Origin of the sequence: Kitasatospora sp. NPDC087861, from assembly GCF_044742585.1 — a bacterium.
Lineage (GTDB): Bacteria > Actinomycetota > Actinomycetes > Streptomycetales > Streptomycetaceae > Kitasatospora.
Genome location: NZ_JBIUUS010000001.1, coordinates 536286 through 553209, shown reverse-complemented (window position 1 = coordinate 553209; position 16924 = coordinate 536286). Strand labels below are relative to the sequence as shown.

At 73.1% G+C, this 16924-nt stretch carries 16 protein-coding genes; 3 read left to right on the top strand and 13 right to left on the bottom strand.

The window, feature by feature from the left end; translation table 11 throughout:
* Positions 1-20: 20 nt before the first annotated feature.
* On the bottom strand, positions 21-1982 hold the full coding sequence (locus tag ACIOJE_RS02570; protein WP_400772756.1) for a serine/threonine-protein kinase: 1962 nt from the start codon (positions 1980-1982) through the stop codon (positions 21-23).
* Between the two features lie 255 nt (positions 1983-2237).
* Here ACIOJE_RS02570 and ACIOJE_RS02565 point away from each other — a divergent pair, with 255 nt between their 5' ends.
* Complete coding sequence (locus ACIOJE_RS02565; RefSeq protein ID WP_280675063.1) at positions 2238-2801, top strand: hypothetical protein; 564 nt, start codon at positions 2238-2240, stop codon at positions 2799-2801.
* 58 nt (positions 2802-2859) lie between these two features.
* Here the strand turns inward: ACIOJE_RS02565 and ACIOJE_RS02560 are convergent, their stop codons facing one another.
* From ACIOJE_RS02560 to ACIOJE_RS02545, 4 genes are all read right to left on the bottom strand, one after another.
* A complete protein-coding gene (locus ACIOJE_RS02560; RefSeq protein ID WP_280675065.1) occupies positions 2860-3987 on the bottom strand; it encodes a GuaB3 family IMP dehydrogenase-related protein in 1128 nt (375 codons plus the stop codon).
* 192 nt (positions 3988-4179) lie between these two features.
* A complete protein-coding gene (guaB, locus tag ACIOJE_RS02555) occupies positions 4180-5682 on the bottom strand; it encodes an IMP dehydrogenase (protein ID WP_280675067.1) in 1503 nt (500 codons plus the stop codon).
* 250 nt (positions 5683-5932) lie between these two features.
* Positions 5933-6649: a sigma-70 family RNA polymerase sigma factor gene (locus ACIOJE_RS02550; protein WP_280675069.1), complete on the bottom strand. Its 717-nt coding sequence runs from the start codon at positions 6647-6649 to the stop codon at positions 5933-5935.
* A gap of 338 nt (positions 6650-6987) precedes the next feature.
* Positions 6988-7599 carry a response regulator transcription factor gene (locus tag ACIOJE_RS02545; protein ID WP_014136228.1) on the bottom strand — a complete coding sequence of 204 codons (612 nt, stop codon included), beginning with the start codon at positions 7597-7599 and terminating at the stop codon, positions 6988-6990.
* A 561-nt stretch (positions 7600-8160) separates the two neighbouring features.
* Between ACIOJE_RS02545 and ACIOJE_RS02540 the strand changes: the two genes are divergently transcribed.
* On the top strand, positions 8161-8487 hold the full coding sequence (locus tag ACIOJE_RS02540; protein WP_280675071.1) for a WhiB family transcriptional regulator: 327 nt from the start codon (positions 8161-8163) through the stop codon (positions 8485-8487).
* Positions 8488-8646: 159 nt separating this feature from the next.
* On the opposite strand, the gene ACIOJE_RS02535 is transcribed toward ACIOJE_RS02540, so the two are convergent.
* The 3 genes from ACIOJE_RS02535 to groES all read right to left on the bottom strand — a co-directional run bounded on the left by ACIOJE_RS02535 (position 8647) and on the right by groES (position 11826).
* Positions 8647-9642 carry a LysR family transcriptional regulator gene (locus tag ACIOJE_RS02535; protein ID WP_280675073.1) on the bottom strand — a complete coding sequence of 332 codons (996 nt, stop codon included), beginning with the start codon at positions 9640-9642 and terminating at the stop codon, positions 8647-8649.
* A 130-nt stretch (positions 9643-9772) separates the two neighbouring features.
* Entirely contained in the window at positions 9773-11404 is a 1632-nt protein-coding gene (groL, locus tag ACIOJE_RS02530) for a chaperonin GroEL (protein ID WP_280675075.1), read from the bottom strand.
* 116 nt (positions 11405-11520) lie between these two features.
* Positions 11521-11826: a co-chaperone GroES gene (gene groES, locus ACIOJE_RS02525; RefSeq protein WP_014136232.1), complete on the bottom strand. Its 306-nt coding sequence runs from the start codon at positions 11824-11826 to the stop codon at positions 11521-11523.
* A 279-nt stretch (positions 11827-12105) separates the two neighbouring features.
* Between groES and ACIOJE_RS02520 the strand changes: the two genes are divergently transcribed.
* A complete protein-coding gene (locus ACIOJE_RS02520; protein WP_400772827.1) occupies positions 12106-13293 on the top strand; it encodes an SAM-dependent methyltransferase in 1188 nt (395 codons plus the stop codon).
* Between the two features lie 17 nt (positions 13294-13310).
* Here the strand turns inward: ACIOJE_RS02520 and ACIOJE_RS02515 are convergent, their stop codons facing one another.
* The 5 genes from ACIOJE_RS02515 to tsaB all read right to left on the bottom strand — a co-directional run bounded on the left by ACIOJE_RS02515 (position 13311) and on the right by tsaB (position 16809).
* Positions 13311-14228: a polysaccharide deacetylase family protein gene (locus tag ACIOJE_RS02515; protein WP_280675078.1), complete on the bottom strand. Its 918-nt coding sequence runs from the start codon at positions 14226-14228 to the stop codon at positions 13311-13313.
* 80 nt (positions 14229-14308) lie between these two features.
* The gene (locus ACIOJE_RS02510) at positions 14309-14554 is read right to left on the bottom strand and encodes a hypothetical protein (RefSeq protein WP_400772753.1); all 246 of its coding nucleotides are present in this window, start codon (positions 14552-14554) and stop codon (positions 14309-14311) included.
* A gap of 11 nt (positions 14555-14565) precedes the next feature.
* Positions 14566-15657, bottom strand: coding sequence for a tRNA (adenosine(37)-N6)-threonylcarbamoyltransferase complex transferase subunit TsaD (gene tsaD, locus ACIOJE_RS02505; RefSeq protein WP_280675081.1), 1092 nt, complete (start codon positions 15655-15657; stop codon positions 14566-14568).
* Positions 15650-16129 (bottom strand): ribosomal protein S18-alanine N-acetyltransferase, encoded by a 480-nt coding sequence (gene rimI, locus ACIOJE_RS02500; protein WP_280675762.1) that lies wholly within the window; start codon positions 16127-16129, stop codon positions 15650-15652. Before rimI ends, tsaD begins: the two co-directional genes overlap by 8 nt.
* A gap of 23 nt (positions 16130-16152) precedes the next feature.
* Positions 16153-16809, bottom strand: a complete 657-nt coding sequence (gene tsaB / locus ACIOJE_RS02495; RefSeq protein ID WP_400772752.1) for a tRNA (adenosine(37)-N6)-threonylcarbamoyltransferase complex dimerization subunit type 1 TsaB — start codon at positions 16807-16809, stop codon at positions 16153-16155.
* Positions 16810-16924: the final 115 nt, after the last annotated feature.

The following is a 16924-nucleotide window of genomic DNA, read 5'->3' as shown; positions in this document are numbered from 1 at the left end:
GCAGGCCCTGGTGCCACGTCCTACGGCGCGGGCTGGAAGCTGGCGAAGGCCGCGTCCCGGGCCTGGGAGTTGGCCGGGGAGCCCCAGTCCGCGTCCGGGGTGATCCAGTAGATCGCGTAGCCGTACTTGGCCGGGCTCCCGGTGACGAAGCCCCGGTTGAGCGAGTGCGTGCGCGGCGTGCCGCTGGTCCACTCCCAGTCCGCCGCGTTGGTCCACTGCCGGTAGGTGAGCGCCGCCAGGTTGACCCGCTGGTAGTTGGTGACCTTCGAACGCAGGCCCGGCTCGGAGTCCTGCCAGTCGGCGAGGGCACTGGGGCCGGGGCTGGTGGTCCACTCGATGGTCAGGGTGCTGCCGTTGCCCTTGAAGATGCGGCGGGTGCTCTCCGACCCGGACGGCTGCAGCCAGTCGGGCAGGACGACCGAGAAGCCGCTCGGGTCCTTGTACTCGTGGTAGCCGGCCGGAACGGCGGCCCCCGGCGGAGTCGGGGTCGGGGTCGGGGTCGGGGTCGGGGTCTGCACAGGAGCGGGGGCGGGCGGCGGAGCGGCGGGCGGCGTGGTGGCCGCGGCGGTGTCGGGCGCCTCGGTGCCGGGCGTGTCGGCGGCCGGCCCGGGCACCGCCGCCGTCCCGGTCGCCGCCGGGGTCCCGCTCGGCCCGGTCTCGCTGCCGGCCGCCACCGGCGCGGTGGCACCCGCGCCGTTCGCCGACTCGCCGTCCCCGCTGCCGACGGCCTGAACCACCGCGACCACGCCGGCGATCAGCAGCAGGACCAGCACCACGGTGACCACGGCCAGCCGCCGCCGGCCGTTGCGCGGGTCGGCACCGGCCGCCTGAGTGGCGCCCAGCGTCCACTCGCTGGTCACCGGCCGGATCGGCTCGGTCGCCGGAGCCGGGGTCGAAGCCGAATCCGGTGCCGACGCCGGCGCCGACGCGGCCTCGGACGCCGGCTCCGCGCCGGGCTCCACCGCGGCGGCCGGCTCCTCGGCCTTGACCCGGCTGCCCACCCGGACCGTCCCCAGCAGCCCGCCGATGGACCGCTTGCGGCCCTCCTCGGCCTTGGCCGCGGCTGCCGCCGGGGCCTCCTCCGGCTCCGCGGCGGCGGCCGGCTGCTCGATCGGCACCGCGTGCTCGGTCGTCGACTCGGCCTTCGCGGTGGCCTCCGCGACGACCCGCTTCAGCATCGACCGGGTCTGCGAGGCGTCCAGCCGCTCGCCCGGGTCCTTGGCCAGCAGCCCCTCGATCACCGGCTGCAGGGCCCCGGCGTTCACGGGGGCGGTCAGGTCCTCGGTCATCACCGCGGTCAGGGTGGCCAGCGCCGAGCCCCGGTCGTACGGCGGCCGGCCCTCGACCATCGCGTACAGCGTGCCGCCCAGCGACCACAGGTCGGCCGGCGGTCCGGGCTTCTGCCCGCGGGCCCGCTCCGGGGATATGTACGAGGGCGCGCCGACCAGCATGCCGGTGGAGGTGACCGAGGCGTCGCCCTCCACACTGGCGATGCCGAAGTCGGTGAGCACGACCCGGCCGTCCTCGCCGATCAGCACGTTGGACGGCTTGACGTCCCGGTGCAGGATGCCCAGCGCGTGCGCGGCACTCAGCACGCCGAGCACGTCGAGCGCGATCTCGGCGGCCCGGGCGGGGGCGAGCGGTCCGTCCTCGCGGATGACGTCGGCCAGCGAGCGGGACTCGACCAGCTCCATGACGATCCACGGCCGGTCGTCCTCCTCGACCACGTCGAAGACGGTGACCGCCGAACTGTGCCGGATCCGGGCGGTGGCCTTGGCCTCGCGCAGCGTCCGGACGATCAGCCGGTGCTTCTCCTCCTCCTCGACGCTGGCGTTCATCCGCAGTTCCTTGACCGCGACGGTCCGGCCCAGCATCTCGTCCTCGGCGCGCCAGACGGTGCCCATACCGCCGCGTCCGAGCACCGCGTTCAGCCGGTAGCGGCCGGCCAGGAGGCGGCCGGTGGAACCCTGCGCCTGGGTCATTCGGAACGTTCCCCCATGTGCTGCCGGCAGTCGTGGTGACGGCGTGTCGGCCCGGCCTCAGGCCCGAACGCCCAAGCCTCCATCATCCCCTGTCCCCGGGGGCCGCGACCACCCGCCCCCCGGAACGCAAGCCGGGACATACCGGATCCGGCCCGGCGCTCCGTGCCCGATCTGTGATCGAAAACTCGCCAAGATCCGCCCGGGGCGCTGCTACCGTTCGGCAGCTCATCGTCTTTCCGGGGGGATCCGATGCCCATGACCGCACCCGCACCGGGCCCTGACGGCCAGTCGGGCCGGCCGCGCACCGCCCAGCACTACTCGGTCGCACCCGCCCCGGACACCCCCGAGGGCTACGTCGCGCCCGGTATGCCCGGTGTCCCGGTGGCCGGATACGTCCCGGCCGCCGCCTCCCCCCGGAGGGGCCCGCGCCGCCGCACCGCCCTGGCGGTCGCCCTCGCCGTCCTCGCCATGCTGCTCGGCGGTCTGGCGTACGGCTGCGCACCGGCCCGAGCCGCGGACAGCCTCGGCTGGCTGGCCATCGCCCTCGCCGCCCTGGTCGCCCTACCGCTCGGCCGCCTCGGCGGCCGCAGCCGGGTGCTGCCGCTGCTCGGCGCGGTGCTCGCGGCCGGCGCGCTGCTGCTGGGCCAGCTGACCGGCCAGGTCCGCCGGGTGCACGCGGCCGGCCCGGGCCCGCGCGGACTGCCGCACGACGTCCTGGCGCACTGGCGCGCCGAGCTGCGCGCGCTCGACCTCGCCTTCTACGGCATCGCCCTGGTCGGCGGGTTCCTCCTCACCCGCCGCACCGCCAACCGCGGCTGACCCCCGGACAGCCCGAAGGCCCCCGCCCGAACCGGCGGAGGCCTTCGCCACACGTGCCTCAGCGGTGGTTGAGCGCCGGGTTGACGGTCACCTCGACCCGCTGGAACTCCTTGAGCTCGGTGTAGCCGGTGGTGGCCATCGCGCGGCGCAGCGCACCGAACAGGTTCATGGTGCCGTCGGGGGTGTGCGACGGACCGGTCAGGATCTCCTCGGTGGTGCCGACCGTGCCGAGGTCCACCCGCTTGCCGCGCGGCAGCTCCTCGTGGACGGCCTCCATGCCCCAGTGGAAGCCCTTGCCGGGCGCGTCGGTGGCCCGGGCCAGCGCGGCACCGATCATCACCGCGTCGGCGCCGCAGGCGACGGCCTTCGGGATGTCGCCGCTGTAGCCGACGCCGCCGTCCGCGATCACGTGCACGTAGCGGCCGCCGGACTCGTCCATGTAGTCGCGGCGGGCGGCGGCCACGTCGGCGACGGCGGTGGCCATCGGCACCTGGATGCCGAGGACGCCGCGGGTGGTGTGGGCGGCGCCGCCGCCGAAGCCGACCAGCACGCCGGCCGCGCCGGTGCGCATCAGGTGCAGGGCGGCGGTGTAGGTGGCGCAGCCGCCGACGATCACCGGGACGTCCAGCTCGTAGATGAACTGCTTGAGGTTGAGCGGCTCGGCGGCGCTGGAGACGTGCTCGGCCGAGACGGTGGTGCCGCGGATGACGAAGACGTCGACGCCGGCGTCCACGACGGCCTTGGAGAACTCGGCGGTGCGCTGCGGCGAGAGCGCGGCGGCGGTGACCACGCCGGAGTCGCGGACCTCCTGGATCCGCTGCTTGATCAGCTCGGCGCGGATCGGTGCGGCGTAGATCTCCTGCAGGCGGCGGGTCGCGGCGGCCTCGTCGGTGATCGTGGCGATCTCGTCGAGCAGCGGCTGCGGGTCCTCGTAGCGGGTCCAGAGGCCTTCCAGGTTCAGCACGCCGAGGCCGCCGAGGCGGCCGATGGCGATGGCCTGCTGCGGCGAGACCACGCTGTCCATCGGGGCGGCCAGGAACGGCAGCTCGAAGCGGTAGGCGTCGATCTGCCAGGCGATCGAGACCTCCTTCGGGTCCCGGGTACGGCGGCTGGGGACGACAGCGATGTCGTCGAAGGAGTACGCCCGTCGGCCGCGCTTGCCTCGCCCGATCTCGATCTCAGTCACTTCGAGCCCTTCTGGTTTGTTGCTCATGCCCGCCGGGTCACCCCGGCCGCCCCCAGTATCCCGCACCCTGGAACTCGCGCGCTCGCCTCCGCGGCGTCCTGCCCAGACGCCCCCGGCACCCCCGCCCCCGGACGCACCGGAGGGGCCCGTCGCCACGAGCGCGGCGACGGGCCCCTCGACGGTTCGGACGACTCAGCGGTTGGAGTAGTTCGGCGCCTCGACGGTCATCTGGATGTCGTGCGGGTGGCTCTCCTTGAGGCCCGCCGAGGTGATCCGGACGAAGCGGCCCTTGCTCTCCATCTCGGCGATGGTGGCGGCGCCGACGTAGCCCATGGTCTGGCGCAGGCCGCCGACCAGCTGGTGCAGCACGGCCGACAGCGGGCCGCGGTAGGGCACCTGGCCCTCGATGCCCTCGGGGACGAGCTTGTCGTCCGAGGCCACCTCGGCCTGGAAGTAGCGGTCCTTGGAGTACGAGCGGCCCTGGCCGCGGGACTGCATGGCGCCCAGCGAGCCCATGCCGCGGTAGGACTTGAACTGCTTGCCGTTGATGAACATCAGCTCGCCCGGGGACTCCTCGCAGCCGGCCAGCAGCGAGCCCAGCATCACGGTGTCGGCGCCGGCGGCCAGCGCCTTGCCGATGTCGCCGGAGTACTGCAGGCCGCCGTCGCCGATGACCGGCACGCCGGCCGCCTGGCAGGCCTGGGCGGCCTCGTAGATGGCGGTGATCTGCGGGACGCCGATGCCGGCGACCACGCGGGTGGTGCAGATGGAGCCGGGGCCGACACCGACCTTGACGCCGTCCACGCCGGCGTCGATCAGCGCCTGGGCGCCGTCCCGGGTGGCCACGTTGCCGCCGACCACGTCGATCCCGACGGCCGACTTGATCTTCTCGATCCAGGCCAGCGCGTTGTGGCTGTGGCCGTGCGAGGTGTCCACCACCAGGAAGTCCGCGCCGGCCTCGACCAGGGCCTGGGCCCGGTCGAACGCCTCGGCGCTGGCGCCGACGGCGGCGCCGACCAGCAGCCGGCCCTCGGCGTCCTTGGCGGCGTTCGGGTACTGCTCGGCCTTGACGAAGTCCTTGACGGTGATCAGGCCCTTGATCCGGCCCTCGTCGTCGACCAGCGGGAGCTTCTCGATCTTGTGGCGGCGCAGCAGCGCCATCGCGTCCTCGCCGGAGATGCCGACCTTGCCGGTGATCAGCGGCATCGGGGTCATGATCTCGCGGACCTGGCGGCTGCGGTCCGACTCGAAGGCCATGTCGCGGTTGGTGACGATGCCGAGCAGCTTGCCGGCCTCGTCGGCGATCGGCACGCCGGAGATGCGGAACTTGGCGCACAGCGCGTCGGCCTCGGCCAGCGTGGTGTCCGGGCCGACCGTGATCGGGTCGGTGACCATGCCGGACTCGGAGCGCTTCACCAGGTCGACCTGGTTGGCCTGGTCCTCGACCGACAGGTTGCGGTGCAGCACGCCCACGCCACCCTGGCGGGCCATCGAGATCGCCATCCGCGCCTCGGTGACCTTGTCCATCGCCGCGGAGAGCAGCGGGATGTTGACGCGCACGTTCCGGGAGACCCGCGAGGAGGTGTCGACCTGGTTCGGCAGCACCGCGGAGGCCCCGGGCAGCAGCAGGACGTCATCGAACGTGAGCCCGAGCATCGCGAACTTCTCGGGTACGCCTGCGGCGTTGTAAGACATTTGGGGGTACCTTCCGTGGCCGGCCTAATCCGCTCACGCCCTGAGGGTGGGGGCGCGTAAATCGCTCACTCGCGCAGACTGCCGAAGCCGGATGGCCTTGGAGGAACCTCCAAGGGAACCCCACGCGCACCCGCGAAACTTTGGCAACCCGCCCAGGCGCCGATACCCCATCGTACTGGCACCGCGAATGTGTCCTCGTGTGCCCTTGACAACACCGGCCACCCGTGGCTCATTCCGGCCGGTCAGGGGTTCAGGAGGACTCCTCGGCGAGCGCCCGCAGCCGGCTGAGCGCCCGGTGCTGCGCCACCCGGACGGCGCCCGGCGACATCCCCAGCACCTCGCCGGTCTCCTCCGCCGAGAGCCCGGCGGCGACCCGCAACAGCACCAGTTCGCGCTGACGGGCCGGCAGGTTGGAGAGCAGTTCCTTGGCCCAGGCCGCGTCGCTGCTCAGCAGCGCCTGCTCCTCCGGGCCGAGCGCCTCGTCCGGCACCTCCGGCAGGTCGTCCTGCGGGACGACCGTCGAACCGGGCCCGCGCATCGCGGCCCGCTGCAGATCCGCGATCTTGTGCGCGGCGATGCCGTAGACGAAGGCCTCGAACGGCCGCCCCTGGTCCTTGTACCGGGGCAGCGCGCACAGCACCGCGACGCAGACCTCCTGCGCGACGTCGTCCACGTGGTGCCGGGCGCCGCCGGGCAGCCGGACCAGCCGGCCGCGGCAGTAGCGCAGCGCCAGCGGGTGGACGTAGGCGAGCAGGGCGTCGATGGCCGGGCCCTCACCGCGGACGGCGGCCGCGACCAGCTCGCCCACCAGCGGCGAGCCGCCGGCGCCGAGCACCGGCGGGCGACCGGGGCCGGACTCCGCGCCGGGGCCACCGGGGTCGGCGTACGACGGATCGCCACCGGGGCCGGAGGGCTCGGCCTCCACCGGGTCCGCCTGGCCGGCCGCACCGGCGACGTCGTCACGCATCGGTCCATGGTGCCTGGTCGAGCGGGAAAACGCGGCACCGCGTCCGGAGTTGTGCACCGGAACGTTATGCGGTGCGGCACCGTGCGGCGTGCCGCCGCGCACCACCGGCCCCTCCTGCACCGTGCCGCCTCCCGCCCCGCCGCCGTCGGTGGTCCCGCCTGTCGCGCCGTCCGCCGAGTGTCCTGCGACCGTGTGGTTCGCCGCAGTGCCTGTCCGCTGGTCCCCGAGGTGCTCCACTCCTCCATGGTGCAACCTCGGGGCCGTAACGTCACACGCCCGTACGGCGTCCGTCCCGGGAACCGCCGGCGGTGCGCCGCAGCCGGCGGCGCCACCGACGGTCAGCGGACCAGGCCCCAGCGGAAACCCAGCGCCACCGCGTGGGCGCGGTCGGAGGCCCCGAGCTTCTTGAACAGCCGTCGGGCGTGGGTCTTGACGGTGTCCTCGGACAGGAACAGCTCGCGGCCGATCTCGGCGTTGCTGCGCCCGTGGCTCATGCCCTCCAGCACCTGGATCTCACGCGCCGTCAACGTGGGCGCCGCGCCCATGTCGGGGCTGCGCAGGCGGCGCGGAGCGAGCCGCCAGGTCGGGTCGGCGAGGGCCTGGGTGACGGTGGCCCGCAGCTCGGCGCGCGAGGCGTCCTTGTGCAGGTACCCGCGGGCGCCCGCGGCCACCGCGAGCGCGACCCCGTCGAGGTCCTCGGCGACGGTGAGCATGATGATCCGCGCGCCCGGATCGGCGGACAGCAGCCGCCGGACCGTCTCGACCCCGCCGAGGCCGGGCATTCGGACGTCCATCAGAACGAGATCGGAGCGGTCGGCCACCCAGCGGCGGAGGACCTCCTCCCCGTTCGTCGCGGTGGTGACCCGGTCCACACCGGGTACGGTCGCGACCGCGCGGCGAAGCGCCTCGCGGGCGAGCGGGGAATCGTCGCAAACGAGAACGGAAGTCATGACCGTCGTCCTCCGCAGCTGATCCGCGTCACGTTGAGCCTCCTGGCTGGTACGAACCTCTCCGACACGGCCGATCGGCGACAGACTCCGTGCTGATCGCCTCAACTTCCCCGCGATCGTTCCCGACGTCCGGCGCCCGCTAACCGCCTCCACACTTCCAACGACCGTCACTCGAATGAGTTACGGCCTTCAGGGCCATCTCCACCACTGTACGTGGCCGACCCGTTACCGATCAGCCGCATCGCGGTGCACACGCCGCACTTTTGCCCAGCTCGCGCGCGGTCGGCGTACGACCCGCACACCGGTACGGAGTGTCGTGCGCCCCCCGGCCACCCGATTGCCACGCCCGCACCCGGCGAACTCATTGCCCACTTTGCCCGCTTTTATAGCTTTCGTATGGTCATTGACTGTTGTGCCACTCTGTGGGTGACTTGTCCATGGAGTTGCCGTAAGTCATATTTCCAGGTGTCCACACCAGTGCATCGACGCCCCGCCGCGCCGCCCAGCAGCAGCCCGCTGAGCGCCGGCCCACGGCCGACGAGCCTCTGAAGGGAATGAGCCATGGCAGATTTCTCCCGCCTCCCCGGCCCCAACGCGGACCTCTGGGACTGGCAGCTCTCCGCAGCCTGCCGTGGCGTGGACAGCTCGCTCTTCTTTCACCCCGAAGGCGAGCGGGGGGCCGCGCGCAGTTCGCGTGAGGCCAGCGCCAAGGAGGTCTGCATGCGCTGTCCGGTGATCACCGAGTGCGCGGCGCACGCGCTGGCGGTCCGCGAGCCGTACGGCGTCTGGGGTGGGATGACCGAGGACGAGCGCGAGGAGATGCTGGGGCGCTCGCGGCACCGGCTGGTGGAGGTCCCGCTGACCCCGCCGGCGGTCGCGCAGCACTAGCTCCGCCTCCGTGGCGCGCCGTGAAGAAACGTTTCTTCGCGGCGCCTCAGGCTGTCCAGCCCGGTTCGGGACCCAGGGCCACCCGAAGGCCCCTCCCGACCTCCGGAGCCTGCCCGGCCTCCGGGCCGCCCGGCTCCGGGCCCGCCCGACCGCCGGACGTCAGCGTCCGGCCGCCCCCGCCAGCCGCTCCAGCATCAGCGCCACGGCCGGCACCTCGGCCAGATCCGGCAGGGTCAGCGCGACCACCTGCCGCACCGCCGGCGCCCCCGCGGCGGTCCGCACCGGCACCGTCGACACCCCGTCGGGGCGCACCGACTCCAGCGCCAGCCGGGGCAGCACCGCCACCCCCAGCCCGGCCGCCACCAGGCCGACCACCGCCGGGTAGTCGTCGGTCGCGAAGTCGATCCGGGGCTCGAAACCCGCCGCCGCGCACAGCTCCACCAGGTGCCCCCGGCACTGCGGGCAGCCCGCGATCCACTGCTCCCCCGCCAGCTCCGCCAGCTCCACCGGCCTGCCGCGCCCCGCCAGCCGGTGTGCGGCGGGCAGCAGGCCCACCAGCGGGTCGTCCAGCAGCGGGGTGACCACCAGATCGGACCAGTCGGAGCCGGCGCTCAGCTGCTGCGCCTCCAGGTTGGCCTCGGCCCGGGCCTCGCGCGGCGTCCCGTGCGCGGGCGCCGGCAGCGCGGCGGCCCCGTCGGACTGCGGGTAGCGGAAGGCCAGCGCGATCTCGCACTCGCCGCCGCGCAGCATCGCCAGCGACTCCGGCGGCTCCGCCTCGACCAGCGACACGCACACCCCCGGATGGCTGTCCCGCAGGCGGGCGACCGCGGGCGGCACCAGGGTGGAGCTCGCGGTCGGGAAGGAGACCAGTCGCACCCGTCCGGCCCGCAGCCCGGCGATCGCGGCGATCTCCTCCTCGGCGGCGGAGAGCCCGGCCAGGATCCCGGTGGCATGCTTGAGCAGGACCCGCCCCGCCTCGCTGAGCTGCATGCCCCGGCCGGAACGGACCACCAGCGGGGTGTCCACCGACTTCTCCAGGGCCTTCATCTGCTGACTGATGGCGGGCTGCGTACAGCCCAACTCGCGAGCGGCGGCGGAGAAGGAGCCGGTGCGGGCGACGGCACGCAGAACGCGCAGGTGGCGGGCCTCGATCATGCCTCAGTTATAAGGCAATCTTTGCCAATGGCAAAATTCTACTGATAGTTGAAGGGTCAAACGCCGGGCGCGCCGGAGGCCCGGCCGCACCCCGAGGGGCGCGGACCGGGCCTCCGGTCACCGTCAGGCGTCAGTGCGAGTGGCCGTGACCGTGGGAGTGGCCGTGACCGTTGTCGGCCTCCTCCTCCTTCTTCTCCACCACGAGGGTCTCGGTGGTGAGCAGCAGGGAGGCGATCGAGGCCGCGTTCTCCAGGGCGGAACGGGTGACCTTGACCGGGTCGATGACGCCGGCCTTCACCAGGTCGCCGTACTCGCCGGTGGCGGCGTTGTAGCCCTGGCCGGCCTCCAGCTCGGAGACCTTGGAGGTGATGACGTAGCCCTCCAGGCCGGCGTTCTGGGCGATCCAGCGCAGCGGCTCGTGCAGCGCCTTGCGGACCACCGCGACACCGGTCGCCTCGTCACCCGACAGGCCCAGGCCGTCGTTCAGCACCTTGGCGGCGTGTACCAGGGAGGCGCCACCACCGGCGACGATGCCCTCCTCGACCGCGGCACGGGTCGCCGAGATGGCGTCCTCCAGGCGGTGCTTGCGCTCCTTCAGCTCCACCTCGGTGGCGGCGCCGACCTTGATGACGCAGACGCCGCCGGCCAGCTTGGCCAGGCGCTCCTGCAGCTTCTCGCGGTCCCAGTCGGAGTCGGTGGCGGCGATCTCGCCCTTGATCTGGGCGACGCGGCCGGCCACGGCCTCGGTGTCACCGGCACCGTCGACGACGGTCGTCTCGTCCTTGGTGATGGTCACGCGGCGGGCGGTGCCCAGCACGTCCAGGCCGACCTGGTCGAGCTTGAGGCCGACCTCCTCGGAGATGACCGTGCCGCCGGTCAGGGTGGCCAGGTCGCCGAGGATCGCCTTGCGGCGGTCGCCGAAGCCCGGGGCCTTGACGGCGACCGCGTTGAAGGTGCCGCGGATCTTGTTCACCACGAGGGTGGACAGCGCCTCGCCGTCGACGTCCTCGGCGATGATCAGCAGCGGCTTGGAGGCACCGCCCTGCAGGATCTTCTCCAGCAGCGGCAGCAGCTCCTGGATGGAGGAGATCTTGCCCTGGTTGATCAGGATGTACGGGTCCTCCAGGACCGCCTCCTGCCGCTCCGCGTCGGTGACGAAGTACGGCGACAGGTAGCCCTTGTCGAACTGCATGCCCTCGGTGAAGTCCAGCTCCACGCCGAAGGTGTTCGACTCCTCGACGGTGATGACACCGTCCTTGCCGACCTTGTCGATCGCCTCGGCGATCAGCTCGCCGACCTGGGTGTCCTGCGCGGAGAGGGACGCGACGGCGGCGACGTCGTCCTTGCCCTCGATCTCACGGGCGATGGACAGCAGGTGCTCGGAGACGGCGGCGACGGCCTTGTCGATGCCCTTCTTCAGAGCGGCCGGGCCGGCGCCGGCGGCGACGTTGCGCAGACCCTCGTTGACCAGGGCCTGGGCCAGCACGGTGGCGGTGGTGGTGCCGTCACCCGCGACGTCGTTGGTCTTGGTGGCGACCTCCTTGACGAGCTGCGCGCCAAGGTTCTCGTACGGGTCGTCCAGCTCGACCTCACGGGCGATGGTGACACCGTCGTTGGTGATGGTCGGGGCGCCGAACTTCTTGTCGATGACGACGTTGCGGCCCTTGGGGCCGATGGTCACCTTGACGGTGTCGGCCAGCTTGTTGACACCGCGCTCCAGCGAGCGGCGGGCGTCCTCGTCGAACTGCAGGATCTTCGCCATGTTCCCTATTCCCTCGGGGCTACGACCGGCCCACCGGCCGCCGAACTACGTGAACCAACAACCACGCCCCGGGCCCCTGTCACTTGGGACACGGATCCGGGGCGGGTCGGAACGACTTACTTCTCGATGATCGCGAGAACGTCGCGGGCCGAGAGGACGAGGTACTCCTCGCCCTGGTACTTCACCTCGGTGCCGCCGTACTTCGAGTACAGGACGATGTCACCGACGGCGACGTCGAGCGGCAGACGCTGGCCATCCTCGAAGCGGCCCGGGCCGACAGCCAGGACGACGCCCTCCTGGGGCTTCTCCTTGGCGGTGTCCGGGATAACCAGGCCGGAGGCCGTGGTGGTCTCGGCGTCGAGCGGCTGGACCACGATGCGGTCCTCAAGCGGCTTGATGGCAACCTTGCTGCTGGTGGTCACGTCCGAGCTCCCCTTCGGAGATTACGGGGTTTCTAACGGGTAGGAGCGAACTTGCGAGCCTGCCGTCGCGGGGGTCAGGCACGCGTCTTCGCGTTAGCACTCCCCCACTGGGGAGTGCCAAGGACGACCATAGGCCGGTGTTAGCACTCAGTCAACCAGAGTGCCAACGGCGCGCCCGAGAACCCGCGCCACGGACGGATGGCCGTACGCGTGTACGGTCGGCCCGCCTGTCGGCGGGGCGGATCCGCCGCCCGCCGGGGCGTCCACGGCCCACCGCCGCTGACCGGTCAGAATGGCCCCGTGGACACCGAGAACCTCCAGCCGCTGCTGACTCCCGAGGGCCAGGCCCTGCTCGCCGAGCTGCGCGAGTTCGCGCCCGAGGAGGAGCTGGCCCTGGCCACCCGGCTGCGGCGGGAGCACCCGGCCGAGCTGGTGTCGGCGGCGTTCGGGCAGGCCCGGCTGCGGCAGCGGGCCCGGGCGAAGTTCGGGGCGGACGCCGACCTGATGTACTTCACGCCCAACGGCGTCGAGCAGTCCACCCGGCGCAGCGTGGCCGAGTGGCGGGCGCGGCGGTTCGCCGAGCTGGGCGTCCGGCGGCTGGCCGACCTGTGCTGCGGCATCGGCGGGGACGTGCTGGCGCTGGCCCGGGCCGGGATCGAGGTGCTGGCCGTCGACCGGGACCCGGCGGCCTGCGCGGCCACCGCCGCCAACGCGGCCGCCCTGGGCCTGGCCGACCTGGTCCGGGTGCGCTGCGCGGACGTCGCCGAGGTGGACGTCACCGGCTACGACGCGGTGTTCACCGACCCCGCCCGGCGGACCTCGCGCGGCCGGGTGTTCGATCCGGAGGCGTACGCCCCGCCGCTCTCCTGGGCGATCGAGGCCGGCCGCCGGACCCCGATCGGCGCGCTGAAGGTGGCGCCGGGCATCCCGCACGAGGCCGTCCCGGCGGACGCCGAGGCGGAGTGGGTCTCCGACCACGGGGACGTCAAGGAGGCGGTGCTCTGGTTCGGCACCGAGGCCGCCCGCCCGCACCGCGCCACCCTGCTGCCGCAGGCCGCCAGCCTCACCGGCGGCGACCTGCCCGACCCGCCGGCCGGCCCGGTCGGACGCTACCTGTACGAGCCGGACGGCGCGGTGATCCGGGCCCACCTGGTGGCCGAGGTGGCCGAGCAGGTGGGCGGCCGGCTGATCGACCCGAAGATCGCCTACCTGACCTCGGACGAGCTGGTCGCCACCCCGTACGCGCACGCCTTCGAGCTCACCGACGTGCTGCCGTTCCACATCAAGCGGCTGAAGGCGCTGCTGCGCGAGCGCGGGGTCGGCACGGTGGTGATCAAGAAGCGCGGGATGGCGATCACCCCGGAGGAGCTGCGCCGCCAGCTCAAGCCCTCCGGGCCGAACTCCGTCACGGTGATCCTCAGCCGCACCGACAACGGGCCCCTGATGATGCTGGGGCAGCCGGTCTGACGGCCGTACGGGCCGGGCTACGAGGCGGGCGCCTGGATGTAGTCCTCCAGCCGGGCCACCGAGAAGCCCTGCTCCTGGATCCGGGCCAGCAGGTCGCCGAACATCTGGGTCATCGTGGCGCCCTTGAGCTCCTTCGGGCCGCGGAAGTGCGCCAGGATGATGTCCCCGGACTTCAGCTTCTTGTCCGCCGCCTGGTACTGCATGTCGTGGATCTGCATCGACTCGCGCCAGAGCACGATCGCGCGCGGACCGCACTGCTGCACCGAGTTGTTCAGCGTCGGGGTGTTGGCGCCGTCCCCGAACGGCGGGCGGAACAGCAGCGGGGCGGTGCCGTACTGCTGGGTGAGCGCGGACTGCGCGTCGCAGATCTCGGACTTCTGCTTCTCCGCCGGGATCTTGCTCATCACCGGGTGGTCCACGGTGTGGTTCTGGATGTGGTTGCCGAGCGCCTGGAGCGGCTTGAAGTAGCCGTAGTCGTTCTTGACGATGTCCCGGGTCAGGAACATCGAGATCGGCACCTTGAGCTCGGTCAGCATCTCGACGAACTTCGGGTCCTTCTCGGCGCCGTCGTCGATGGTGATGAAGACGACCTTGTCGGTCGTCTTCACCTCGCTGAACACCGGCACGGTGCCGGTCCGTTCGAGCTTGATGGGCTTGTCGGTGGGCGGCGCGGGGGCCGGTGCCAGCGGCTTGAGGTTCCACTTCGCCCAGGCCGCCGCGTCCGCGCCGGCCGGGGCCGGGGCGGTCGGGGCGGGGGTGCCGGCCGCGCTGGTCGGCGCGGCGGCGCCGGTGGGCCGGGGTCCGGCCGCCGAGGTGCCACCGCCCGCCGGGGCCGCGGCGCCGCCGCCGTTGTCGCCGCATCCGGTGGCCAGGGCCAGCAGGGCCAGCGCCCCCACCGCGTACGTCCTGGTCCTGCTCCGACCGTCCCTGTTCACCGCACCGCGCTCCCGGTTCCCGTCCAGCTTCTTCTCAGCTATGCACGGTAGCGGCCACGGCGGCGGTTCCCGTCCAGGGCCTATTCGACGTGCTCGCTGGTGAAGGACCAGCGGTGCACCGGGCGGCCGAGCAGCTCGGCCGGCGGGTCGGCGACCGGCACCGGCTCGCCGCTCCACCAGGTGATCAGCAGCACCCTCTCGCCGGGCGCACCGAACAGCTCGGCACGTTCCAGCCCGGCCGATCCGCGCACTGCGGGCAGCGCCAACTCCCGTACCCAGGCGGTGAGTTCGGGCCCGCGCCCGGCGGCGGCGAGGGCCTCCCACATCGCGGCGACGGTCACTCGGTGCCGCCGGTGAGGGCCGCGTAGGCCTGGCCGTGGAAGTCCGGGTGGGGCACGTGCACCTCGGTCACCGGCAGCGAGGAGTCCGCGGACAGGTCGAACGCGGACGGGGTGCGGTCACGCCACACCATCTCGGAGCCCAGTGCGGCCACCATCGCGCCGTTGTCGGTGCACAGGCCCGGCCGGGGCACCCGCAGCCGGATGCCGGCCCGGTCGCAGCGCTGCTGGGCCATCTCGCGCAGCCGCGAGTTGGCGGCCACCCCGCCGCCGATCATCAGGTGGTCGACGCCGTTGTCCTTGCACGCCTTGACGGCCTTGCGGGTGAGCACGTCGGTGACGGCCTCCTGGAAGGACGCCGCCACGTCGGCGATCGGCACCTCCTCGCCGGCCCGGCGCTTGGCCTCCACCCAGCGGGCGACGGCGGTCTTCAGGCCGGAGAAGGAGAAGTCGTACGCCGGGTCGTTCCGGCCGCTCAGGCCGCGCGGGAAGGCGATCGCCTTGCGGTCGCCCTCGCGGGCGGTGCGGTCGACCACGGGGCCACCGGGGAAGCCCAGGCCGAGCACCCGGGCGACCTTGTCGAAGGCCTCGCCGGCCGCGTCGTCGATGGTCGCGCCGAGCGGGCGGACGTCGCTGGTGATGTCCTCGCTGAGCAGCAGCGAGGAGTGCCCGCCGGAGACCAGCAGCGCCATCGTCGGCGAGGGCAGCCGGCCGTGCTCCAGCTGGTCGACGCAGATATGCGAGGCGAGGTGGTTGACCCCGTACAGCGGCTTGTCCAGCGCCCAGGCGTACGCCTTGGCGGCACTGACGCCGACCAGCAGCGCGCCGGCCAGGCCGGGGCCGGCGGTGACGGCGATGCCGTCCAGGTCGGCGGCCTTGACGCCGGCGGTGTCCAGGGCGCGCTGGATGGTCGGGACCATCGCCTCCAGGTGCGCGCGACTGGCGATCTCCGGGACGACGCCGCCGAAGCGGGCGTGGTCGTTGACGCTGGAGGCGACCGCGTCGGCCAGCAGCGTGGTGCCGCGCACGATGCCGACGCCGGTCTCGTCGCAGGAGGTCTCGATGCCGAGGACGAGCGGTTCGTCAGCCATGGCGGGTGTCCTTAAGGTCCTTCGGGTCAGTGCTCGGGTGGTCGAGGCGCATCACCAGCGCGTCGACGTTGGCGGGCTGGTAGTAGCCGCGCCGGATGCCCACCGGCTGGAAGCCGTAGCGCTCGTACAGCCGCTGGGCGCGCGGGTTGTCCACCCGCACCTCCAGCAGCAGTTCGGCGCAGCCGCGCCGGGCGGCCTCCCGGATCAGGTCGGTGAGCAGCGCCGCGCCGAGGCCGGCGCCCTGGTGGCGCCGGTCGACGGCGATGGTCTGGACGTCGCCCTCGCCGGCGATCACCATCAGTCCGGCGTAGCCGACGACGGCGCCGTCCGGGGTGGTGGCGACGGTGTAGTGGCGGGTGCCGCCGGAGTGGGTCTCGGCCAGCTCGGACCAGTACATCCCGGTGGACCAGGCGTCCTCGGGGAAGAGCTCCAGCTCCAGCTCCAGCACCGGCGCGATGTCCCACCAGCGCATCGGGCGCAGGGTGGTGCCGTGGTTCACGCCGGGAGCACCGCCTTGTAGCCCGCCGGGACCTGGGCGTCCGGACGGCGCAGGTACAGCGGGACGTTCGGCAGCAGCTCGCGCCCGGCGGCCAGCTCGGCGGCGGCGAAGGCGGCCAGGGCGCCGGCCGACACGTGCTCGGGGCCGTGCGCGCCGGGGAAGGCCTCGGGGTAGAGCAGCGCGCCGGCGCCGACCGAGCACGGCTGCGGGGTCAGCTCGGCCGGGCGGTCCACGCCGGGGCCCTCGGTGCGCCGGCCGTCGGCGTCGTAGGAGGCCCAGTAGACCTCCTTGCGGCGCGCGTCGGTGGCCACCGTGAACGGCTGCCCGGCCAGGCCCTCGGCGCGGGCCTGGTGGGCGATCGCGTCCAGGGTGCAGACGCCGTGCACCGGCAGCCCGAGCGCGTGGCCGAGCGCGGCGGCGGTCACCAGACCGACCCGCAGGCCGGTGTACGGGCCGGGGCCGACGCCCACCGCGATGCCGGTGAGCCGGTGCTTGTCCACACCGGCCGCCCGCAGGACCCGGTCGATCGCGGGCAGGAGCAGTTCGCCGTGGCGCCGGGCGTCGACCTGGTGGGTCTCGGCGAGGACGGCCGTGCCGTCGTGGACGGCGGCGGTGACGGCGGGGGTAGCGGTGTCGAACGCGAGCAGCAGCACGGGGTCAAGGTTAGACCGACGTTGAGCCGACCGGCTGATCGCTCGGGCGTGCTGACCAGGAACACACATCCGGGGCGCCGCTCCCCCGCCGGGCGAACCTGGCACGATGGGGCGG